Raw genomic sequence first — 21,649 nt, 5'->3', positions numbered from 1 at the left:
CACAAGAAACGGTATCTTGTGCTTTTATAATTGCGTTTTAGCTGAACCGATTTGAACTGAAATGTTTTTAGGTTGCTGTACTTGTGTAAGAAAATGCTGAATAGAGGGCGCTTGAAAAATACGGAAATTAGAACTAGAGATTGGATATTTGAGGTCAGTAAGGATTAAAAGTGAGGGAAATACCATATTTTGTTTCGGTTGCCAGGATTCTTTTTTCCATTCCATGCTACGAAAATACGATTCATAACGTTTTATTTTTGTTTGGATCGTAGCCTTATTATAAATGGAGTTCTGGACTTCTATAAAAAATGGGCTTTTACGCCAAATGGTAAATATATCGGGTTCCATATAACCTTTCTTATATTTAGGTTCTACTTGAAATATCTTCGGTCTTTCGGTTCGTAATAACTGCTTATATACATCTACAATCGCTAAAAAATGACGTATCTTTTGGCTTCCTTTACGAATTGTATTTGGATAAGGAAAATATACGTATGGACGTTGTGATGTATCTACATCGATATATCCTTCGCGGCTTAACCGCTTTGTAACAGTATTACAGCATGTTACTGCATTTTTTACATTTCTAAAATGGAGATCAATAATATCATCACGCGACATACATCGAAATTGCTGTAAATGACCTATAATTTGCTTATCTCTATTCGTTAGCATCATCTAACACCCCAAAGATTTTGTCTTCTTGATGCTCTTGATCTTTCTTCTTTACACTTTGCTCTTTAGATAAACGATACGGTTCTATTATTTCTTTTGCCTGGTCCAGTGCCAAAAAAGGAGCCTGCACCTTTTTTAAACCATCTAATTTTAAAATCATTTGACCAGATTGATTTAAGTCTTCTGATCCAGGCGTCCCCACAATGTTACTGTTGATTAAATCCGCACATTTAAAGCCCATTCTTACCGTCAAATTGAGCTTTAACTTACCATCAAGTATTTTTGCATCTGGACGTTGCATACTTAGCATGAGGAAGATACCAAGCGATCTGCCGACAGCCGATATTTTTTCTATTATGGTGACACATTCCTTTTCGTCCTGTAGCATTGCTACTTCATCAATGGCAATAAAAATATAGGGTAAGGGTTTATCTTTTATGATTTGATTGTATTCATCAATATGACCCAGCTCATATTCTTCCATTAACTTTCTTCTATGCAATACCTCTTTCCACAATTTTGATAACATACTTGTCATTTCGTGTTCTTCCATGCAAACATACTTCACATGCTTCACTCTTCTTAAAAAATGAAACTCTGAATTTTTTAAGTCCCCCAAGTACAAATGTAAATGCTCTGGTGACATATGTTGGATTAATGTGGATAAAATCACACGCACCATACTACTTTTTCCGCTTCCTGTTTCTCCCGCAATTAGTAAATGAGGTGTATTTGAATCAACCATATCATACACAATTGCATTTCCGAATTGGTCCCGCCCTACTACCACAGGAAGACGATATGGTTTTAATAATGGTTGCCATTGTTTATAACTGTAATCGTAAGGCTGTAAACTTGCATTAGAATGAAATACATGGAGTACGAACTTTTTAATAGTACCTTCCATCATTAGATTTTCACCCAGTATTTGCTGAAAACAGAACCATTTCTTATGAATTTGAGCTGGATCAACGCCATTAGGTAGTGTAAAAGTGTACCGTACACTTTCCTTCCCTTCGTAAACATCATGAATCGTAGGATAAATGGGGACCTTTCCACCTCGTGTCATGTGCTCATCATATAGCTTCGCTTTCTTAAATACTTCTTCTAACTGATATTTATATTTTTTCTTTTTTAACCATCCTTTCATTAGTAACCCTCCTTATAACATGAGTAAAATGCGAATAAACGCATAACCAATGAACCCAATTCCTCCAATTCTTACACCGTAATACAGACCATTAGAAAGGAGATTGGATGCAAAAACATAATCATTTCGTACTAAGTATTTTTCCAACAAAACAGCTCCAATTGTAAGGCCGCCTACTATTCCCAAGGCTACATACGTATGAATAAGCGGTGATGACATATGAAAAAATGCGAATGGACTAATAGGGCCAATGCTATATATTTTTGTTTGCTTTTTCTTCTTATAAGATTGGTCCATAAAGGCTTGAAAAGAAATTGTTTCTTTTCGCTTTAGCATGTTTCCCCTCCTAAAAAAAGAATATCGTTAACAAATTTGGTATCCAGTCCAAAACAAAGCATATACAATCTAGCACCATATGAGAGGTATTCTTAATGAGTTCAAATGCATCAACAGGTACATGTGTTATGAAACTCGCAAGTTCATCTGGTAACTTTCGTATTTCTTGTGCTGTACTATTTAAGGGTTCGGTCACATACCAACTAATCCACCTATATAAGAAATCTGTTGTATCCGTTACGCTCATTGCATTTTGATTGAGCGCATCCCACCCACACATAATTTCATTTGTTGAACTTCCACACCATTCTGTAATTTCTTTCACACTTCGAAATTGTGGACTAGGTATGTTGTTCCATCCTCTCGTTGGATCATCCCTCAAATAATATTTAATTTGATTACCGATAATTTCATAAGAATTATTCATTGTTCCCCCTCCTTTTCTCATTCCATTCCTCCTACTATAAACAAAACTCAAAATCCCCTAAAAACATGTGATAATCGAAGATTTCTTTTGATAGTGCTATCATGATAGACTCTTTGGTTACAAGCTTGATATCCACTTTGGTAATTACTTTGGTAAAGAATATGTATGACTGATTGTCTGATATGCAATTCCAAACCTTGTCTTTGCAAATAAACCTTGCTACCGTCCCAAATTCATAAACTTTAATGATACAATAAAAGAATAATTTTAAATCAATTCAGAAAATAGAGGAGGAAACAACTATGTCACTTTTACAACAACATTTTGAAGAAAGAAGAGAATACATTTTCAATCGTCTCAAACAACCAGAATACATGGAAAGAAGCATAGAAAAAGTTCGCCAAGCTCAAAAAGAGATTAAAAATACAGTGCGAACGATTAAAGATTTGTTACTCTTAGACAAAACCACTGATCCTTGTTTACCAGAGGTCGCTCAATTTTCTCTTCAACACATTACAAATTCAGAGTCGTTTGAGAATGTCAAAAAACTTGTTCCATCCTCTATAAAAAAGTTAAGTGAAGAAGAACGCGCAAAAGTGTTAGATGAAACATTAAGCGTCGCAAACCAAGTCATGAATTTAGAGCGTACTGTTTTTATTATGATGTTTAATGCAAAAGAGAAAATCCTTATGGATTCTTATAAGAAAAAACGTAGATCACAAACAGAACTTCATTATGATATTGCTGACAAAGAAGGATTCGACAAAGCGTTTTATGAAGAGCGTATCGATTCATTACAAAATGATATTCGTGTACTATCTTTCAAAAAGCTATGTGAAAATGAACCCGCACCAGAAGACTTAGAACTATTCAAACAACGTTATGACACAATTTTTTTGCCAAAAGTACAAGAAATTGTTTCCCAAATTGAACCAAGTTTAATAGATATAGACGTATTTTTAAATCCAGTAATCGAGTATGGTGTAGGAGACATCACTCTAGATGAAATGATTCAAAAACTACACAAAAACCTTTCTCTATTTCACGAATTATCGAAGGTTGAATATTGCCCAACGGTTAAGCTAACAGTAAAAGAATATGTATTCTTAGAAGCTATGAACCGTTCCAAAAAAGGAGAGGAGTTGCAACCATCTAAATGATGCATACACAGGAAAATTTTTATGAAAAATTGATAAAAGAAAAGACAAAGGTAACAATTTATCTAATAAACGGTGTTAGAGTACCTGGGCAAATTATTGCTTATGATAAATTTTCAGCATTAATTTTAAGCAATGGACAGCAACAATTCCTTTATAAACAAGCGATTTCAACCATTTCTTTATAAAATACTATAAAATTCTTACAATTATAAATTTTTCATCTGTCGAGCTATTTAAATCAATTCCTAATAATTATTGGCATAGGATTTTCTTTATATTTGACGAAAAGGTAAATATATAAATACGTTTAAGGAGCGAGTACATGAAGGAAAAAATTATTACAAGTTATGCTAATTTGGAATTAGCATATATTTATAAATTCGTTACTATAGATTTAGACAACGAATTTTTCAAAGCACATGTAGTTAATGCTAAAACTAAAGCGACATTATTAGAAATATCAATAGATGTAATTAATGATAAGGTAATAACAGCAGGAAATATTCATGAATATCCTTATGATATTGATGATGTTGTAGACACTTTGAAAGCTACAGCTAATTTATGTATAGAAAATAAGCTTACAAGTCAATTTGCAATAGACTCATATATTGAAGATAGAGTAAAAAAAGAAAACTAGCATAATGCTAGTTTTCTTTTTTTACTTTACAGTAAAGGATCTAGATTTAATATTACTAATAGTGTATGGTCCTTTAAAACCAGTTACGGTACCCCATAATTCTGAATAATATGTACCAGGAAGAACTACCATATTCGCTTGCCCATATACAGTGCTAGATTTCCCACCATGATTATAATATTCTTTTTCAGAATCGATATAGATACCTTGTCCTTGATAAAGATATACTGTAGCAGATACAGTTCTAATTTGGTCGTTATATAATCTATACTCAGTATCACAAGCCGCAATAGTATGACCACCATCATAACAAGAAACCGTTGCATATCCTCCATTAGCTGGCGCTTCTTGTGGGTCTTGAGAGGCTTGAGGGTCTTGGTTTGTAGCAAATTTAGGAACTATATTGTATTCAGTAACACTAGTTGGAACCTTTTTGTTTTCTGGAATTTTTGGTGTTTCAATATTTTCTTGAGCAAAAACATTAGAAGTAGGAAGAATACTAATTAACATAATAAAAGAAAAACATAATATAGATAAAATCTTTTTCACAATATCCACTCCTTTTCTTTTGTTAAACCATAATTTAACAGTAAGTATTTTTCCGAAATATGTAAACAGATTAAAACTTTAGAAAAAACATAATGAAAATTCAGATTTTTAAAGGGTTGTTTCTAGACATACATTTTTTCACTTTTGGCGATGTAACTTCTTTTAATATATGAAGTAATAGAAAAGTTTAAGAATACCATAAAAAAATGAACCCTCGGCTTAAGGATTCATAACAGGAAGATACAGATATACAGAGATAAATAAAAAGAATTAACCATATTATAATATAAAAATAAACGAAATATATTGAGAAACAAATAATAAGATTGAATTTTCTTATTATTTTACATAAAATGAATATGAGTTGGAGTAGCAACTAATCTTTAACCCTTACGCGAAAAAGAGATCGGAATACCCGGTCTCTTTTTCCGTACATACAATAGATTGGTATTACTATAAAAGTGCCGCCTAGTTACAGTCGGAAACTCACTTTTAGTATATAAAAAATTCATACAAAATCAATAGATTTTTGTGAGACAAAAACGTTATATTTTATGTTATTATGATTATCTTAGGGTTTCATTTTACTAAGAGGTAAAGGGCAAACAAATTAAATACGTTCTGAAAGTGTTCTGTGTAAGTTCTAAAAAATCATTTGTGATTCTATAGCAAATGATTTTGACAAATGACCTTCTTTTTTATAACATAAAAAAGGAATTGAGTGGTTCAGACTCAATTCCTGAGATGAAGTCATTTGCCAACGAATACCAGGTGAAGGAATCCTTCTTTTATAGTTGGATTCTTTTACTTTGTTCGGAGCATGAAACGTAATATTGTGTATGCCATTTTTCTTGTTGAACATCCTCGTTTGAGTGCTAATTGCTGTAGGAGTTTATGTTGAAATGGTGTTAATTCAAATTCGATAAAATGCTGAAAAGCGTGAGATTGCTGAACGGGTACATCTTCCATATAAATGTAGTCTAATCCCTCTGTTATTAACTCCAATGCAATTTGATCTAAGTTTTCATTATAAAGTGCTAATTCTTCCAATTTCTTATAAAAATGTGGTTCTAGTGAAATCAACAGTTTTTTATTTTCCTTTCGAAATTTTTGTTTTTGCCCTTTCCAATATTGTTGTTCTTGTCTTACTGCATGTAACATTTTTATTCCCCCTATTTATCATTTGTATTTCTCCCTTATAATCAAATCCCTACTTATAGTTTCTTACAGTATCAACAGCGGCTAAACATGCGGCTATCCCTAGACGTTTTTCACTATATATTTTCTTGTTCACCGTTAGGTACCAGCACCCGTTTTCTTTTACACTCAATAGATCATCATATTGCCTCCCTAATTTTTCTAAAATAAAAGTGGATTCCTCAACAAGATTGAAATATTCAATCGGCATTCTAATAAATGGTGTACGATTCTTGCCCCAATATGTACCGCAATTTTCTAGCCCCAAAAACTCTTTTGCAATGACATAATCTAGTCTTTCTGTTGCAACAGATAAATCATCATACGGTATCCACCAATTAGAATCACTCATGGCCACAAACTCTTTTGCAATACTGTTGTATAAGATTTGACAGATACTAATACCCTCAAAATCATCTTGTGTGACAACAAAATCGGACTGTCTTAATTTGTGCCCGTTTTTATCCGTTGTACCAATTTCAAATTCTTCACTTTTCAATAATTGAACTGTTTTCATCACATTAAATTCCCCCTTTATTTCCTAAATGAACATGCTAAAATATTTTGAAGGCATCTTATTTCTTGTGCCCTTCACCAATACGATCACTCATCACACTTCCCCTTTCTGTTGCTTTATAGCAATGGAAAGGGATTGTTTTGTAAAGCGGCTTTTACTCTCTTGCATAGCATTTTGAAGCAATTTTAACTTTGTTTCTTTGCAAAGAACTCTCCATACAGATACACCAATTTTCATTTTCTTGCCTCCCTTTTATAATTCTTCTCCACACTCATGACAAACCGTTATAGATTCATCTGTTCCTTTAATTTCGATTGTTTGATTATCTACATGCGTACAAGAAATTTCTTTTTCTTCTATCTGTTTTTTCATGTAAATTACAACTTCTTCAATGCAGTAATAACATAGTCTTCCTAACGCAAATCCTTCGGCGGCAATCTCTCCACACGCCCTACATTTGTAATCTTCCATGTGATTGCTCCTTTCTAGAGGAATTGTTTTAAAAACAATCTTTCTTACATGTGGTTCTCCTCTAAAATCCATATAGGATACCCGAAAATAAGTAGGTGAAAAGCATCATAAAAATTGAGGTTGCAAAGAAGCCATAAAACCAAATTTGATCCGAAACATTTTCTTCAATACCAAAATAAAGATTTAACTTTTTGTAATTTTCTGAAATAATTGAGTAAAATTTTTTGGAGGATTTAAATTTGTGGAGGGGTTGTGTTAAAATTAACTCACCACTTTTGATTTTTAAAAAGGGTTTTGTCAACACAATTCATCCTTTCTTGAATCAAAGTTTATAGGTTTTGAAAAAGTCCTTACTAAGTTGGCAGACCTGGGAAGGGCTTTTTCTTATACACTTTTACTTTTTTAATTCTTTTAGCGTTACATCCCTGAAAAACTGTGAATAGGATTTTTCGCTATCTTCAATACGTTTCCAGGCATCTTCTGGTAAAGTGATGGAAACTTTTTTAGTAATTCCAAGAGATGGGCGACCAGCTCCTTCTCTTTTACCTCCATGTTTTTGCATTGTAGCTCCTTTCTTGATTTAAGTTACTTTTATTTTAATGTTTTAAGTTACTTAAATCAAGTGTTTTTGTTTATTTTCTTTCGAATTTTTTCGACAAATAAAGCAAGATGTATTCCCATATTCATTAAATTTAAGTTTTCACATCCAACTTTATTAGGGGTATCATAGAAATAGATTTTAATTTCATCAAGGAGGATTTACTATGGGATATCAACTATGGCTTAAAGAAAACTTAAAAAATATAGCTGAAACAAAAGGTTTTTCCCTTATTAATGGAAGAACTCATATAAATTCAGAAAAAGACACTCTAATAGAAATACCTAATCTAGATGAATTCCTAGATTTTCATGTACATGTAGAAAATAAATTATTATTTTATTCTTACTCCTATGATCCTAAAGAAAATTATATTATTCCTGACGAGTACCACCAAAAGTATGAAAAGGAAATCCAGGAACAAGTAAGTCAAAAAATTAATGAATATAATAAAATAATAGATAAAATTGATTTTGATAAGCCTTCGGCTGTATTCATGTATTATATAAAAGAAGGATTTTTATTTTTCAATGTTACAGAAAGAGAAGAAATTGTCGATCTCCTTGAATATGAAGATATGGTGGATGTAATCCTTGAAGAAGTAGTGCAAGAAACTCCAGAAGAAATGCTAGAAGAAATTAAGAGTCAACGTAAGAATAAAATTGACAAGGAAGTAAACGAATTAAAAGAAATTATTTTTGACGATCCGAAATTTAAAAATGCTACGAACGCTTCATTGAGAAAGGTTTATTCATCTCAATTTTTCGAAGAAAATCGAGAGTATATAGAATTATTGCGTCATGCTGACTATTATCATCCTAGCATCTTTATAGAAGACATATGGAGAGAGTTCAAACAAAAGGGATTACATAAATAATAGCGTAACACCGTATACTGATTAAACTAAGATTTTAATATACCACTAGAGTTCATCAGCCTATTCTGTTAATTTTATAATCCTGGTTATGTACTCCTGTTTTTAAAGATACAGATGCATTTAAAATGCATCTGTATTTTCTATTTTATAACAATTTTCACTTTAGCACCGTCTGGTAATTTTTCCACTCTATTACCTATATATGAACCAGCGCCACGATTATCAGCTGGTTTTATGTGCCTAATATCGGCACCTTTCCCGCCCTCCTTGCACATTGCCATAGGGTATTCATCCCGATCATATCCTTTTTTCGTTGGAACATTTGCTAAAGACTGTTTTCTTCTTTCAGCAGCCCCATCCCGATCAATTGTACAAATATCTGTCTTGCCGCTTGCAATTGCATCCTTAATATGTGCCGCTGTTTCTGGATAATTATTGGACGGAAACTCTATAACTTGTGCAATATCTTGTGATCCGCTTGTTTGTTTCGCATGATTTGGATTTTGAATTGCTGAACATCCCGAAAATAGTAATCCCATTACTAAAAAACTACTTACAGCCCCTTTAAAATTCATTATGCTCCCCCTTATGAAAATCTTAATTGAATTCGCTAAAAACATAGTCATAAAATGCATCTGCAACATTCTCCACAAGATGATAAGAAACATACTTCTCCAATGCTTTCATTAACATAGGCTTTTCATCTATAAAATTAACCGTGTAATCCATTAAGAAACTCCAATTCCAGGATGGAATTGCAATCAAACAACTATGTTTCATCTCATGTTCGCAAAAGTAAACCGTTGGTAATCCGTATTCTTTTAATGCTTCAAACTCCACATATTTCATCTATAATCCTCCTATTCTTTATTACTTAAATTAGAATATTTCTTATATCTTTTTAAAGGCTTTAATTTCACAAAAATGTATTACGTGGATTTTATGTCATGTGATTGACAGGAATCTGGTTTATGTTGTTTACTCATTTGCCTTACTGGCCAACTCAAATCAGCAATAAACCATAGAGTGCGAGCAACTACATTTAGTTTCTTCTTGTGTGCTTTCCAGATCATCATCATATCTATATCAAAATCTATCGGTGAGATATCATGCATTGTTTTCAATTGAAAAATTACCTTAATCTCACTTTTGTTATTCTCTAAAAATCGATACGCATATGTATAAGCATCCTGTTCACACCAGTGAATATCTTCTAGAGTATTTGCGGTCTCCATATAATTTAATTGATAATCATTTTGTAAGAGTGGCCATCTTTCTTTAAAGAAATTCAATTGCTCACAATGTCTCAATTCATGTATTAACAAGAATACAAAAGTCCAATATAATTGATCCACGTCATATCTTTTTACAATTAAATCTTCAAATACAATAACAGTATCTCTATCCCATTTATTCTTTTTATTACTTTTTCCAAAAAAACCACCTTCGGCCCCAGTCTTTAAAACTGACCGCACATCTTTTTCAAATTTTGGCGTCAAACGGTTACTTATAAAAAATTCTTCTGATTTTGCAATATAAACATCAACTCGTAATGTCCTCATTTCTATTGGCATAAGCTCAAACAATTGGTTTAATTGTGAATCAGAAACATATTCCCCTTGATTGTGAAATTTCACTTTTTCATCCCCTTTAGCTCTTATAGCGTAAAATCCTCCATTGTTTTACGAATTTCATCAGCTTCTACACCGATGTATTGTAGTGTTTGTCTTTGTGTCGCATGACCAAATAACTTCATTAAATAATACACATCTTTCATTTTTTTATAATACTGATAGCCAAACGTTTTGCGCATACTATGAGTTCCCCAATGTTCTGAATCAATCCCACAAGCCTGTGCCGCTTTATGCAAAAACGTATGAGCCATTTGTCTTGTGATTGGCTTATCTCCTTGACGACTTGGAAATAACCAATCGGAATCTGCCATATTACTTGTATACTTCGCAATTTCTTGTTGTAAAACAGTATTGAAATATACTTCTACCGTTGTATCTGTTTTTTCCATTTTAATTTTTATAACATGTTTCCCTCGAACATCTTTTACACGCAACCGTAAAATGTCACTAATGCGTAAACCTGTGTTAATTCCAAAATAAAATAAAAAGTAATTTCGATATGAGGAATTTTGCAAAAGCCAATCTTTCATTTCTTCAATTTTTTCTATTGAACGAATTGGCTCTTTTGCCCCAGGTTTCCGTCCCCCTTTCGTCATAAAACATGACCTCCTAAACCTATGTTGTAAGCTATAATATGTAAAACTTAGTTTAACTATAACCATAATTTGTTAAACTTACAATCTTTTTCTTTTCATTTTATAGAGAAAAAACCCAGTAATACCATAGAAAAACGCATGATATCGCTGGTTTTTATGAGTTTAACATTTTGTATGTTTTGTAAAACTCATTTTTCTTTATAATTTTTAAATATGTTCCAAAAGATGTACATTTACGAACAAAAACCCTTAATAATTGGATTAAGGGTTTCCAAGGATATGTGATATAATGATACAAACTCAGAGGCGTATTATAAAAGGATGTTGTCTATGAACAAAGGTGATGCAATTTTAAGATTGTTGATGGAGATTAAGCTTGAGTTAAAAGAAGTAAAAGAAGGTGCGGTAAAAATAATTTTCTTATATCGATTTGATTTAAAAGATAACGGAATAGATTTTGTTTTAAATGAGAAAATAGCTGCGGATATGCTTCCATACTATGAAGAAATGTTGAGGCCCTTAGTGGCATCTTTGGCTGAAAATTTAAGTTTTTATCGAGCGTTTAGTAAACATCCTACCATTTTGACTGGTAAAATATTAGATAATAATGAACTGGAAATTATGTTAAGTGAAGGACTAGAACAATATATAGACGTATATACGAAGAATCAAATTATTTTTGAAAGTGGAAAGTTAATCGCAGATATTTTAATAAAAGTAATGGATCACTATACATTGCAGCGCTAACGATCCTTCCAGATACACACACATATATATAGTTTTCCGAATAATAAGGCAATAAAAGGTAGACATCTCTTATAAAGGAGATGTCTACCTTTTATTATACTAAAATATGGCGTATGTCCGTAATATCCATATTGGTAAACTTCGCAATATCTTCTATATCCATGCCATTTTTATGCATGCCTCGGATTAACTGTTCTCTTTCGGCTAATTTACCTTCTTGAATGCCTACTTCTTTACCTTTTTCCATGCCCTCTTGAAGCCCTTCTTCTTTTCCAACCTCATGAGCATGTGCTATTTTAGCTTGCTCATCAAATAAAACCTTTTCTCTGGCCTCATACGCCAGGCGGAAAGAACTGCTCTGACTCATGTTCTCCCATTTATGGATCGCTTTTTGTAACATCGGGTCTTGTTTCATGGCGATGTCCTCCAACGTGTGGGTTAAATGCGCATCTTCATGTGCTGGTAACAACAGTAACCAACGAGCGAATTCATTATCCCACGGATTAATTTTTTCTTCTCTCCATTGCTGAAGCAACTTAGGAATCTCAATAAAATGGATTTCCAAATCATCGAGTAAGACTTGTTTCTGCTGTTTACTCCAAAACTGTCCAATTGTATGCATATCTTCATAATCAGGAAAGAGATGAAAATCTAATAAGTTAATTGCAATCGTTTTTCGGAGCGACCGATAAGACATTCCTTTTTCAAGTTGAGATGTATAGAGTTTACTCCAATAGTAAAGGGAACGCTTTACAATCTCTTGTGTATTTCTTAGTTGGATTTCAATGTTGACTTTTGTTCCGTCATCAAGTGTAGCAAGTATATCTAGTATGGATAATTTATCTTCTTCATATTCTTTATGCAAATGTGGATCTTCAATTTTCAGTGATGCAATCGGTGTAGCTAAAGACTCATGCAAGATTGCATTTAAAAAAGAAATTAATAATTCCTCTTGTCCTTGCACACCGAATAATTGTTTAAAAGCAAAATCGACTCGTAAATTGACTAAAGGTTGATTCATGGTTAGAGTCACCTTTCTTTGTGGTTATTCTGTATGTCTATTGTATCGAAGAATGAAGAGAAGAAGCAACCCTTGAGGAGTAGGTTGGTCGGTTTTATTTTTATTAATCATTTTGGTACGTGAAATTATATATTTCTCCTCACCTACCTAGATATATCTCCCTTTCTACTAGGGGCGATTTTTTTCTCTGTTCCTTTAAACATCTTTGTTATCTTACATTTATTGTTTTTACCTTTTCTAGGGTGAATACTCTTATCTTTTTCTTTCGTTAGAAGGGAATTTGAGAGGTCGTTTTTACCTTCTCCGCAAAGTAAATAGTTATTTTATGCATTTACAAAAATGTACAAGGAGTGAATCATCTGAATTAGAGGTGAATCATCAAATAGGAGGAACAATAATACTCCGCTCGATGTTTCAACTCTTCATACGTGTATAATTTTTGTTTATCAAATAATTTCGGCTGTTTTTTTCTATAGTATTCGAAAAGCTCTTCTCCATTTTTCCTTATACAATACCTACGGCTTTGTTTGATTGTGCCTGGTATTTGTTTTAGAATCTGTAATGCTTGCCGATCTGAGATTTCTTCTCCTGTTACATAGGCATGGATAAAAATAAGTTCTTTCACTGTTATATAATTATATTGTGAAATTTTATTCATAGAAGCGCTCCCTTCTCTACCTATTATTTGCATAAGTACATATTACTAGGCATATAAACAAATCCATGTGTTTAACATGTAAGTATCTTGAGTGTTTGTTTCACCTTTTCATCATCCACTCGATAAAATACTTCTAATCCTTTTCGTTCATATGCTACGACTTTATGTATTTTTAACTTACTAAGATGTTGCGAAACAGTCGATTGTGGCATGGAGAGATACCGTTGTAATTCAGAAACATTTAAAGTCTTTTTCTTTAGTAATTGATGTACAATTCGTAGACGGACAGGATGTGCCAATACCCTTAATATTTCTGAAATACATTCAAATTCGTTCGGTTCCATATGGAAAACATTTGTCATCTTCTTTTCCTCCTCATTTCTTTTTTCCTTCTTTAGTAGCATGAAATCATTAGGATTCATGCTACTGTTTTATTTTAAAAGCTAATCGTGGAGATTGCATGTTTATATACAAGCTGTTGCTTTCCTTCAAATTCTATTAAAACAGAATAAGTATCAAATCCTCTTATCATTCCTTTTACATGTAATCCTTTTAACAGAATCAATGTGATATTCTGCCGCTTTTGAAACGCCTCTTGTAGCAATTGTTCCTGTAAAGATAGCATATCCCTAGATTTTACCTGTTGAGAAGTTTGTACTTTAGTTTTCATTGAACAGTCCTCCTGGCATCATATTGTTTCTTTATAACGCTCTAATCTTCTTTTCGTCTGTTTTCAAATTCACTTTCTAATTTACGATACCAATTTCCTTTTTTGTTTATAAAATACGTTTTCACTTCTTGATATGGAATCAAAATGTTATGATTATTGATTTGTTCCATCACACTATCTATTATATATTCCTCTTCATACCGCTTTGGTTTTCGAAGATGCACTTCTATAAATTGCTGATATTCTGCTTTTAACCATCCAGCGATCGAATTTTTCTGACCTTGTTTAAGGTGTGACCACTTCTTATTTGTTTGGAGAATTTGACCATTCACGATGACATGATTTTTCACTGTTCTCCCTCACTTTTACTTATTTTCGTTTTCACCCATCTTTAACCCAAAACTCCACACACACTACTCGCCCAATTTCTCCTCTCAATTATACCATTCTTCCGTTTTGAATATTCAAAAAATAGTAATAATAAAATAACTCTCTTTAAAGAGCTAAAAGTTCCGCAAGGAACAGGTCGTATTTTCTTCCGCTTCGCTTCTGAAAATCTCCACCTTTTGTTTTTTACTGCTTGGGTGTTTTTGCCCAAATCCCCGAAATGGGGGAATTAGTTAAATTTATACACTATGTCATAAAGTACACTTTATGACATAGCTAAAAATCTAGCTTTTTTCATTTCAAAAATACAACTTAATCATATTTGAAACACGTCAATATATTTGTATATATTGTGAAAAATATATTATATGAGTAACTAAAAGTCCCTATAAATAATGGTTTTTCGCAATGTTTTTTCTTATTCCCCCTTTTCGAGGGGATGGGCAAAAACACCATGTTATATATCTGCGTAAAAGATATATATCCCTATACATTTGAACTAGCTTTATTCTTTTTTCTATGTCGTTGCACTTTAGCTATAGTACCACATGATCTCCCTTTTGGTTCGGATGCATACATCCCACACCAACGTTTACTCCCATTTCGAGAATTATCATAAAAAACCCACTTGCAATCTGGGCATGCTTTAAGACGTTTCCACTGACTTAAGGAGATGCTCTTAACAATTATAATCAAAACTTCACTAAAAAAGTCATGTTGTTTAACAGCATTATATTGAATATTATCTATATCTAAAATAGATATATTTATAGGGTAACTCGTTAACCACTTGGTTAAATTATCAACATTATTTGTTTCTAATGACATGCGAACATCTTTCCGAAATTGATGCACATCCTCTAGCTTACCAGAAAATTTAATACCACTAAGATTCTTTGATATAAAATTTTTAATATCTTCTTCACAATTTAAATGTTCTAATGGTTTACGTGTATCATTTGGAATCTCCCAAGTATTTAAGAAACTACGGACAATTTCTAGCTCCCCTGGTGCTACTTGATTATTAATCAACCCTGTTCACCTCTTAATTTTTTATATTGACTTTATTATACAATCATTGGTAACATAATGAAAGAAGTTGTTAACCATTAAAAATTAACAAAGGTTAACAGGGTTGTATCATAGTTAGACTTTTAAGGTGGTGATGCTATGTGTTATGAGAGTCTTAAGTTAATTAGAAATATTTTAACTAATAGTCAAGATTACCATGATCACTTTATGAAAGTTGTACTACACGTGATAATACATAAATAAAATATTCTAAAAATTTATTAAAATACAATATTTACAAAATTTAGAATTCAGTGTATTATAAATTTATTCATCTATTTATAAAGATAAATAGTTTTTAATACAACAATACAGGAGGTTACATAATGGAACTAAATATTGCAGAAATTTTAGAAGAAAAAACTTTTTCCCTGAGTAAATACCCAAAACTTATTATTGGTAATGTAGGTGCTGAATCATTAGTAGGTGAACCTGATAAACTATCTGAAAAAGCTGGTTCGATGTGGTCTTCTTTTTCTTACCGCTTAGCTTGGTTGCTAGAAAAAGGTGATATTTTATTACTACCAAAACAAATTTCTAAAGAATTTTTAACTTATATATTATCTATCAAGGGACTACAAAAAGAAGATGTGCATGTCATAGTGCCAGAAAATGTTCATCATAAAGAATTATTAACTTATGAGACTTTAAATAACGATACATTAAAAGCGCAATTAACAACCCTTATGGCAGGAAAAACATGGGACGTAATACCGTATTTCTTTGATAGAGCTGTAGCACAATTAGTTAAGGATTTACCAGTTAAAATCAAACCTCATATTTTAGATTATTTTCGTCAAGGTGGATCTGAAGTTTTAAATAGTAAAATTGAATATCGGAGAATTGCGGGTGCTTACAATATTCCTGTTCCAGAAGGACTAAATTGTTATACACCAAGTGAAGTATATCAGGCTATTAAAGAACTTATTGATATAACTGGATCAGTGATTATAAAACAGGACACAAACGCAAGCGGACAGGGTAATATTGTAATTACATATGATCAAAGAACAGAATCCCCTGGTGCCTATAAAACTTTATGTATTGAACAGGAGATTCAGCTAGAAGAGCTATATATGAAAATTTGGGATGATTTGACTGGTGAATTAAATACAAAGTTGGTAGTGGAAGCTTATTATGAAACAGTTTCTGTATTCTATGCGGAGTTAGAAGTTAAAGAAGGAGTTCTGAGACCTTATCTATTAAACTTCGGAGATATGAGAATGGAACCAGTATGGAATGGATTTGAAATTCCAACAGTTTCTTTAAAACCATATGCTATAGGTGAATTTGTTTCTAATTGTACAAAACTTACTGAAATTGTTATGCAAAGAGGATATATAGGATTAATAAATATTGATGGTATTTTGACTAGCGATGGAAAAGTCATGATTTCTGAGATTAATGGAAGAACAGGTGGATCAACACATGTACATGTAGTTGCTAATCATTTATATGGTGAAAATTATGGAGATAATTATACAATATTAACTCAAAATAAAGTGAATATTGGTAATAATGGATTCGGTGAACTATTAAATGAACTCAAAATCAATAACTTATTAGCTTTAAAAGATCAAGAAGGTGTAGTGCTGTTAAATGATGAAAATCAAAGTAAATCAATTGAGTATATGATTATAGGAGAGACTCGAGAGAGAGCTTATGATTTAGAAAATAATTTTAGAAAGTTCTTAAATCAATTTATAAAGTAAAATAAGGGCTTTATCATCTTGAATTACTGTAGGGGGAATAAATATGGCTACACTTGTTAAAGTGGATCTAGAAAAACAACTAATTAATATTTTGAAAAATGAAAGCGATTGCTTTTGTGTAATTAAATATAGTAGTAATGATTATATTGCTGTTGTAGAAAAAGAAAACGTGAAAATTCATTTAATTGGTTCTATAGAACTGGATAATGTAATCATTCCAATGGTCCAAGTAGAGAAAGGAAAATATCCCCCTTTTAAAGAGCGCGTGTTGGTTTCAAATAAAGATGCAAGTCATGAGTTATTAGCACTAGCAGCATTAGCAGACCTTTATTTAGGGATAAATCGATAATACAGGAGTGAACATTTTCTAATGAGTATATCTAGTATTTCAACGTCATCCGTTTTAAAACCAAATATGCACAAATCATATCCAATTGTAGAATATGGTGAAGGGATTTATATTTATGACCAAAATAATAAAAAATATATGGACGGTTGTTCAGGAGCTATAGTCGCTAATATCGGCCATGGTATTAAAGAAATAGCTGAGATAGGATATAAGCAACTATCTAAAATTGCATTTACTTATAGGACACAGTTCACAAATCAGCCTCTAGAAGATTTAGGGGAAAAAATTACAAATCTATCTCCGAATCTTAGTCATATTTTCTTTTCTAATAGCGGTTCAGAAGCAACAGAAACTGCTTTACGTTTAGCGATACAATATTGGCAAGAGGTAGGGAAACAAGAGAAGAATATAATCCTATCAAGAAAAATTAGTTATCATGGCGTAACATTAGGTGCTCTTTCTATGTCAGGCAGTGATCGAAGAATAAGATTTGAAGAACTTTTAACTTATAATCCAGCTATCCCAACCCCATATTGCTACAGATGTCCATTCTCTAAAGACCCTAAAACTTGTAATTTAGAATGTGCAAGAGCTGTAGAAACTGTAATTAATCAAATTGGCAGTCATAAAATTGCAGGAATTATTATGGAACCTGTTGTAGGGGCTTCAGGTGGGGCTCTTACACCTTCAGATGGTTACTTTGAAATTGTTAGAGAAATTTGCAATAAACATGATATTCTCCTAATTTGTGATGAAGTAATGACCGGTTTGGGAAGAACTGGAGAATGGTTTGGGATTAATAATTGGAATGTTGAACCGGACATCATAGCTTTAGGGAAAGGAATGAGCGCAGGTTATACACCAATTTCAGGTGTACTGTTTAATCAAAAAATCTATGATGCAATTAACGAAGGCTCGGGAGTAGCCGTATACGGACATACTTATAGTGGTAATCCAGGATCAGCAGCTATTTCATTAGGCGTTTTGGATTATATAGAATCTAATGATCTTGTAACAAAGGTTAAAAATAAGGAAGAGGTTTTTAATAAGAAATTAAACGAATTAAAAAATAGATTTGAATGTATCGGAGATGTCAGAGGAAAAGGTTTACTGTGGGGAGTAGAATTAGTTTCAAATAGAGAGCAACGCACCACTTTTTCGAGAAATCTTAATATTGCAGATATTATAGTAGATATTGCTCTAGAAAATGGATTATTAATTTACCCGGTAAAGAATATGGTTAATTATTCAGAAGGAGATGCTTTTTTAATTGCTCCTCCATTTACTATATCAGAAGATGAAGTAGATGAATTATTTAATATATTAACAAAATCAATGACGATGTTAGAAAATTATTTAGTAGAAAAGGGGATAAAATAATGGAAATGAATTGGAATGAACAACAATTAAAATATATTGAGGAGTTCAAAAAATTAGGGTACTTAATATCTGAAAAAACTGAAGATAATTATTGGAATCATCAATTCGACTTCGAAAGTTGGAAAAAAGTCTCAGATGCTAATCTGTGGCGTATTCCAGTACCAGTAGAATATGGCGGTTTAGGTCAAAGTTGGTGGGAATTTGCTGCAGCTTTAGAAGGGTTATCTAAGACTGCAAAGGATTTTGGGTTTCTTCTTTCAACAATTGCTCACATTGGGTGTATAAGAGTTTTATTAAATTATGGATCAGAGGAACAAAAGAAATTATTTTTACCTAAACTAATGAACCATTCTGTGGGTGCAACAGCAATTACTGAACAAACTGGAGGCTCAGATGTGGCCAGAATTAAGACATCTGGAGAAAAGTATGATAACTTCTATCTCTTAAATGGTAGAAAAGCTCATATTACGAATGCACCTGTAGCTGACATTATGGTTATTGTTGGGCGTATTCCTAAACTCGGAGAAAAGGATATTACATTGTTTATTGTTGAAAGAGAATATGAAGGTTTAAGTTTTGAGCCAGCAGAAGACATGTTGGGGAACCATACAAGCCCAACAGGCGACATTATTTTATCGAATGTTAAAGTTGAAGGAAAGAATATCCTTGGAGATAAAGGTGATGGTTTAAATACACTTTATAACATGATTTCATTAGATAGATTATTATATGGATTAATTTCCGCTGGTTACTCAGAGCATATTTTAGAAGAATGTATGAATTATGCAAAAGAACGTACTGCTTTTAAATCACCAATTATTGATAAACAATATATTCAAAGATTACTTGTTGAAATAAAAGTTAATATGGAATCAAGTCGTTGGACTTCGTATGGCGCACTTCAAAAATTAATGAATGATGATCCTGAAGCATCTATGATGTGTTCTCTTGCAAAGTTAGTGGGTAGTGAAGGGTTGTACAAAAATACTGAGAATGCTATTCGATTACATGGACATAAAGGGTATATGAAAGGTGAAATATCCCGCAAATTCTGTGATGCAGTGGGTACTGTAATAGCTGGTGGCACAAGTGATATTCAAAGAATTAATATTTTTCAACAATTAAATAAACTTTCTCAACAGGAGGAAATGGAATATGAACTTTCAAATTGATTCTATAGGTAAGTATGAATATATAGTAAAAGAAAAAGATTTAGCAAGTAACTGGGAGAATGATGTAGATGTATTAGCAACACCAGTTCTACTTTGGTTAGCGGAAGTATCATGCATGGATGCAATTAAGGATCAAATTGAAGAAAACTATATGTCACTAGGGCTTGGACATTATGAAATGAAACATTTAGCTCCATCTTTACTTAATGAAAAAATAACAATTCATTCCAAGTTAATAAAGATGGATAAAAATAAGCTTTTATTTGAAGTAGAAGCATTTGATGAAAGTTCTCAAATATTAAGAGGTTTCCATGAGAGAGCCGTTGTAAAAAAAGAGAAATTCTTACGTAATTTAGAAGAGAAAAGGAAGGCAGTAACAATAAATGATTAATGAAAAAATTCCTGTTCCCATCAAGGTATTACTTACAGCTGTGTTATTTATGAATACAGGAAGTTTTATGATCATGCCTTTTTTAGCGCTATATTTAACAAATGATCTCCACTTCTCTTCTTGGGAAGTGGGAACTATTTTAACTACAATCCTCGTTTCACAGCGTGGGCTACCAATATTTACAGGCTTTATAGGTGATCGTGTAAGCCATACAGTAAATGTAATTGTAGGAGTAATGGTAAGAGCATTAGGATTTGGAGCGTTTGTTTTTGCTAACAGTTTCTGGTCTGTGACCATTGCAGCGTTTTTAATTGGCTTTGGAGGAGCATTATTTGATCCTTCTGTTACTGCTTTTTTTACATCGCAAAAAGAAACAGTTCGAAAAAAAATATTTACTTATTTTAACCAAATGCTTAACGCAGGAGTGATTATAGGTCCGTTAGTTGGAGCGTTATTGGTTAAGTTTAATCCAGTATACCCATTTACTATTGCGGGTATTGCTATGTTAGTTTTATCTGTTATTCTTTTTATCTATCGTAGTAAATATCCTAGAACTATTAAGGACAATCAAAAAGTATTATCTAGTTTGAAAGCCGTTGTTTCAAATAAATTGTTTGTAGGATTTATATGTATAATGCCTTTATTTTGGATTATGTTTGCTCAATTAAATATCTCATTTCCAATTAAAGCATATGATTTATCTGGAGACAAACAATTAGTAAGTTCCATTTTCATAATAAACGGGGTTTCAGGATTACTCTTAATGTTTTTTTTAAGAAAATTATTTATTAACCAAGATCCTATGATTTTGGTGAAACTGGGTGTCTTGATTATGGGAGTAGCAATAGGGATGATTCCTCTTGTTCCATCTATCTATTGGATGCTGTTTTGTGTTTTTCTTTATACGTTAGGAGAAACACTGACACTGCCAGGAGCTGAAATGACAGTGGCACAATTTAGTGCCAACAAACCTGCAGGTTTGTTTTTTGGAATGTTTCAAGCCTGTTGGGCTTTGGGAGGTTCCTTAGGAAACTATCTTGGAGCTTGGTTAAATAAATTCAACCATGTTTCTTGGTCTTGGTTAATATATTTAGCGATAGGGGTTGTGGCTTCAATTTTATTTAATATGATACATCGAAGTATGAATAAAAGGTCTGAATTTGAAGAAAGACGAAATATTAGTTCATCGACTTGATTTATCGTAGAAAATCATCCGTTTCTATTAATAGGTTTATTTGAAACAAAAAGGAATTTTGATTAACTT

At 32.3% G+C, this 21,649-nt stretch carries 32 protein-coding genes; 11 read left to right on the top strand and 21 right to left on the bottom strand.

Annotation, left to right across the window (positions count from 1 at the left end; genetic code table 11):
- Nucleotides 1-24: 24 nt before the first annotated feature.
- The 4 genes from F8162_RS00480 to F8162_RS00465 are packed head-to-tail and all read right to left on the bottom strand — an operon-like array spanning nucleotide 25 to nucleotide 2,588.
- Nucleotides 25-678, bottom strand: coding sequence for a replication-relaxation family protein (locus tag F8162_RS00480; protein WP_151582558.1), 654 nt, complete (start codon nucleotides 676-678; stop codon nucleotides 25-27).
- Entirely contained in the window at nucleotides 662-1,825 is a 1,164-nt protein-coding gene (locus tag F8162_RS00475; RefSeq protein ID WP_151582556.1) for an FtsK/SpoIIIE domain-containing protein, read from the bottom strand. Before F8162_RS00475 ends, F8162_RS00480 begins: the two co-directional genes overlap by 17 nt.
- A gap of 12 nt (nucleotides 1,826-1,837) precedes the next feature.
- Nucleotides 1,838-2,161 carry a hypothetical protein gene (locus tag F8162_RS00470; RefSeq protein WP_000919693.1) on the bottom strand — a complete coding sequence of 108 codons (324 nt, stop codon included), beginning with the start codon at nucleotides 2,159-2,161 and terminating at the stop codon, nucleotides 1,838-1,840.
- Between the two features lie 10 nt (nucleotides 2,162-2,171).
- Nucleotides 2,172-2,588, bottom strand: a complete 417-nt coding sequence (locus F8162_RS00465; protein WP_151582554.1) for a hypothetical protein — start codon at nucleotides 2,586-2,588, stop codon at nucleotides 2,172-2,174.
- 302 nt (nucleotides 2,589-2,890) lie between these two features.
- On the opposite strand from F8162_RS00465, the gene F8162_RS00460 reads away from it, so the two are divergent.
- The 3 genes from F8162_RS00460 (at nucleotide 2,891) to F8162_RS00450 (ending at nucleotide 4,388) form a co-directional block, all read left to right on the top strand.
- A complete protein-coding gene (locus F8162_RS00460) occupies nucleotides 2,891-3,748 on the top strand; it encodes a hypothetical protein (protein ID WP_151582552.1) in 858 nt (285 codons plus the stop codon).
- Entirely contained in the window at nucleotides 3,748-3,933 is a 186-nt protein-coding gene (gene hfq / locus F8162_RS00455; RefSeq protein WP_192797579.1) for an RNA chaperone Hfq, read from the top strand. The genes F8162_RS00460 and hfq (F8162_RS00455) overlap by 1 nt, the downstream gene beginning before the upstream one ends.
- 137 nt (nucleotides 3,934-4,070) lie before the next feature.
- The gene (locus F8162_RS00450) at nucleotides 4,071-4,388 is read left to right on the top strand and encodes a hypothetical protein (protein WP_151582548.1); all 318 of its coding nucleotides are present in this window, start codon (nucleotides 4,071-4,073) and stop codon (nucleotides 4,386-4,388) included.
- 21 nt (nucleotides 4,389-4,409) lie between these two features.
- On the opposite strand, the gene F8162_RS00445 is transcribed toward F8162_RS00450, so the two are convergent.
- From F8162_RS00445 to F8162_RS00420, 7 genes are all read right to left on the bottom strand, one after another.
- Nucleotides 4,410-4,937: a hypothetical protein gene (locus tag F8162_RS00445; protein WP_151582546.1), complete on the bottom strand. Its 528-nt coding sequence runs from the start codon at nucleotides 4,935-4,937 to the stop codon at nucleotides 4,410-4,412.
- Between the two features lie 804 nt (nucleotides 4,938-5,741).
- On the bottom strand, nucleotides 5,742-6,098 hold the full coding sequence (locus tag F8162_RS00440; RefSeq protein ID WP_151582544.1) for a hypothetical protein: 357 nt from the start codon (nucleotides 6,096-6,098) through the stop codon (nucleotides 5,742-5,744).
- Nucleotides 6,099-6,147: 49 nt separating this feature from the next.
- The gene (locus F8162_RS00435) at nucleotides 6,148-6,651 is read right to left on the bottom strand and encodes a hypothetical protein (RefSeq protein ID WP_151582542.1); all 504 of its coding nucleotides are present in this window, start codon (nucleotides 6,649-6,651) and stop codon (nucleotides 6,148-6,150) included.
- 93 nt (nucleotides 6,652-6,744) lie between these two features.
- Nucleotides 6,745-6,888, bottom strand: a complete 144-nt coding sequence (locus F8162_RS28525; RefSeq protein ID WP_000690451.1) for a hypothetical protein — start codon at nucleotides 6,886-6,888, stop codon at nucleotides 6,745-6,747.
- Nucleotides 6,889-6,903: 15 nt separating this feature from the next.
- Nucleotides 6,904-7,122: a hypothetical protein gene (locus F8162_RS00430; protein ID WP_151547931.1), complete on the bottom strand. Its 219-nt coding sequence runs from the start codon at nucleotides 7,120-7,122 to the stop codon at nucleotides 6,904-6,906.
- Between the two features lie 61 nt (nucleotides 7,123-7,183).
- Nucleotides 7,184-7,426, bottom strand: coding sequence for a DUF3961 domain-containing protein (locus F8162_RS00425; RefSeq protein ID WP_225990120.1), 243 nt, complete (start codon nucleotides 7,424-7,426; stop codon nucleotides 7,184-7,186).
- Nucleotides 7,427-7,516: 90 nt separating this feature from the next.
- A complete protein-coding gene (locus F8162_RS00420; protein WP_151582538.1) occupies nucleotides 7,517-7,684 on the bottom strand; it encodes a CopG family transcriptional regulator in 168 nt (55 codons plus the stop codon).
- A 202-nt stretch (nucleotides 7,685-7,886) separates the two neighbouring features.
- Between F8162_RS00420 and F8162_RS00415 the strand changes: the two genes are divergently transcribed.
- A complete protein-coding gene (locus tag F8162_RS00415; RefSeq protein WP_151582536.1) occupies nucleotides 7,887-8,597 on the top strand; it encodes a hypothetical protein in 711 nt (236 codons plus the stop codon).
- 140 nt (nucleotides 8,598-8,737) lie between these two features.
- Here the strand turns inward: F8162_RS00415 and F8162_RS00410 are convergent, their stop codons facing one another.
- The 4 genes from F8162_RS00410 to F8162_RS00395 form a co-directional block, all read right to left on the bottom strand.
- Nucleotides 8,738-9,172 (bottom strand): NucA/NucB deoxyribonuclease domain-containing protein, encoded by a 435-nt coding sequence (locus F8162_RS00410; RefSeq protein ID WP_151582534.1) that lies wholly within the window; start codon nucleotides 9,170-9,172, stop codon nucleotides 8,738-8,740.
- 22 nt (nucleotides 9,173-9,194) lie between these two features.
- Nucleotides 9,195-9,446, bottom strand: a complete 252-nt coding sequence (locus F8162_RS00405) for a YueH family protein (protein WP_151582532.1) — start codon at nucleotides 9,444-9,446, stop codon at nucleotides 9,195-9,197.
- Between the two features lie 80 nt (nucleotides 9,447-9,526).
- Nucleotides 9,527-10,234, bottom strand: coding sequence for a hypothetical protein (locus tag F8162_RS00400; protein ID WP_151582530.1), 708 nt, complete (start codon nucleotides 10,232-10,234; stop codon nucleotides 9,527-9,529).
- A gap of 20 nt (nucleotides 10,235-10,254) precedes the next feature.
- Nucleotides 10,255-10,827 carry a tyrosine-type recombinase/integrase gene (locus tag F8162_RS00395; RefSeq protein WP_016123529.1) on the bottom strand — a complete coding sequence of 191 codons (573 nt, stop codon included), beginning with the start codon at nucleotides 10,825-10,827 and terminating at the stop codon, nucleotides 10,255-10,257.
- A 411-nt stretch (nucleotides 10,828-11,238) separates the two neighbouring features.
- Between F8162_RS00395 and F8162_RS00390 the strand changes: the two genes are divergently transcribed.
- The gene (locus F8162_RS00390) at nucleotides 11,239-11,574 is read left to right on the top strand and encodes a hypothetical protein (RefSeq protein WP_192797578.1); all 336 of its coding nucleotides are present in this window, start codon (nucleotides 11,239-11,241) and stop codon (nucleotides 11,572-11,574) included.
- Between the two features lie 94 nt (nucleotides 11,575-11,668).
- Here F8162_RS00390 and F8162_RS00385 read toward each other — a convergent pair whose 3' ends face one another.
- The 6 genes from F8162_RS00385 to F8162_RS00360 form a co-directional block, all read right to left on the bottom strand.
- Nucleotides 11,669-12,595, bottom strand: a complete 927-nt coding sequence (locus F8162_RS00385; protein ID WP_151582526.1) for an Rpn family recombination-promoting nuclease/putative transposase — start codon at nucleotides 12,593-12,595, stop codon at nucleotides 11,669-11,671.
- 364 nt (nucleotides 12,596-12,959) lie between these two features.
- Nucleotides 12,960-13,253: a 50S ribosomal protein L7ae gene (locus tag F8162_RS00380; RefSeq protein WP_151582524.1), complete on the bottom strand. Its 294-nt coding sequence runs from the start codon at nucleotides 13,251-13,253 to the stop codon at nucleotides 12,960-12,962.
- A 71-nt stretch (nucleotides 13,254-13,324) separates the two neighbouring features.
- Nucleotides 13,325-13,615: an ArsR/SmtB family transcription factor gene (locus F8162_RS00375; protein WP_151582519.1), complete on the bottom strand. Its 291-nt coding sequence runs from the start codon at nucleotides 13,613-13,615 to the stop codon at nucleotides 13,325-13,327.
- 74 nt (nucleotides 13,616-13,689) lie between these two features.
- Nucleotides 13,690-13,923, bottom strand: coding sequence for an RNA chaperone Hfq (hfq, locus tag F8162_RS00370; RefSeq protein ID WP_151582517.1), 234 nt, complete (start codon nucleotides 13,921-13,923; stop codon nucleotides 13,690-13,692).
- 41 nt (nucleotides 13,924-13,964) lie between these two features.
- Entirely contained in the window at nucleotides 13,965-14,273 is a 309-nt protein-coding gene (locus tag F8162_RS00365) for a transposase (RefSeq protein WP_106103006.1), read from the bottom strand.
- Between the two features lie 523 nt (nucleotides 14,274-14,796).
- Nucleotides 14,797-15,342, bottom strand: coding sequence for a CGNR zinc finger domain-containing protein (locus tag F8162_RS00360; RefSeq protein ID WP_151582515.1), 546 nt, complete (start codon nucleotides 15,340-15,342; stop codon nucleotides 14,797-14,799).
- A gap of 365 nt (nucleotides 15,343-15,707) precedes the next feature.
- Between F8162_RS00360 and F8162_RS00355 the strand changes: the two genes are divergently transcribed.
- Genes F8162_RS00355 through F8162_RS00330 form a run of 6 tightly spaced genes read left to right on the top strand, consistent with a single transcriptional unit; the run spans nucleotide 15,708 to nucleotide 21,580 of the window.
- The gene (locus F8162_RS00355; protein ID WP_151582513.1) at nucleotides 15,708-17,093 is read left to right on the top strand and encodes a hypothetical protein; all 1,386 of its coding nucleotides are present in this window, start codon (nucleotides 15,708-15,710) and stop codon (nucleotides 17,091-17,093) included.
- Nucleotides 17,094-17,136: 43 nt separating this feature from the next.
- Nucleotides 17,137-17,442 carry a hypothetical protein gene (locus F8162_RS00350; protein ID WP_000224398.1) on the top strand — a complete coding sequence of 102 codons (306 nt, stop codon included), beginning with the start codon at nucleotides 17,137-17,139 and terminating at the stop codon, nucleotides 17,440-17,442.
- Between the two features lie 21 nt (nucleotides 17,443-17,463).
- On the top strand, nucleotides 17,464-18,822 hold the full coding sequence (locus tag F8162_RS00345; RefSeq protein WP_151582511.1) for an aspartate aminotransferase family protein: 1,359 nt from the start codon (nucleotides 17,464-17,466) through the stop codon (nucleotides 18,820-18,822).
- Complete coding sequence (locus tag F8162_RS00340; protein ID WP_000425773.1) at nucleotides 18,822-19,994, top strand: acyl-CoA dehydrogenase family protein; 1,173 nt, start codon at nucleotides 18,822-18,824, stop codon at nucleotides 19,992-19,994. The genes F8162_RS00345 and F8162_RS00340 overlap by 1 nt, the downstream gene beginning before the upstream one ends.
- Entirely contained in the window at nucleotides 19,978-20,385 is a 408-nt protein-coding gene (locus F8162_RS00335; protein WP_001010932.1) for a thioesterase family protein, read from the top strand. Before F8162_RS00340 ends, F8162_RS00335 begins: the two co-directional genes overlap by 17 nt.
- Nucleotides 20,378-21,580, top strand: coding sequence for an MDR family MFS transporter (locus F8162_RS00330; protein ID WP_151582509.1), 1,203 nt, complete (start codon nucleotides 20,378-20,380; stop codon nucleotides 21,578-21,580). Before F8162_RS00335 ends, F8162_RS00330 begins: the two co-directional genes overlap by 8 nt.
- The last annotated feature ends 69 nt before the right edge of the window (nucleotides 21,581-21,649 follow it).

The sequence above is a fragment of the Bacillus sp. CH140a_4T genome, assembly GCF_008923725.1.
Lineage (GTDB): Bacteria > Bacillota > Bacilli > Bacillales > Bacillaceae_G > Bacillus_A.
Note: the sequence above shows the minus strand (reverse complement) of the source record. Positions and strands in the feature narration are given on the sequence as shown.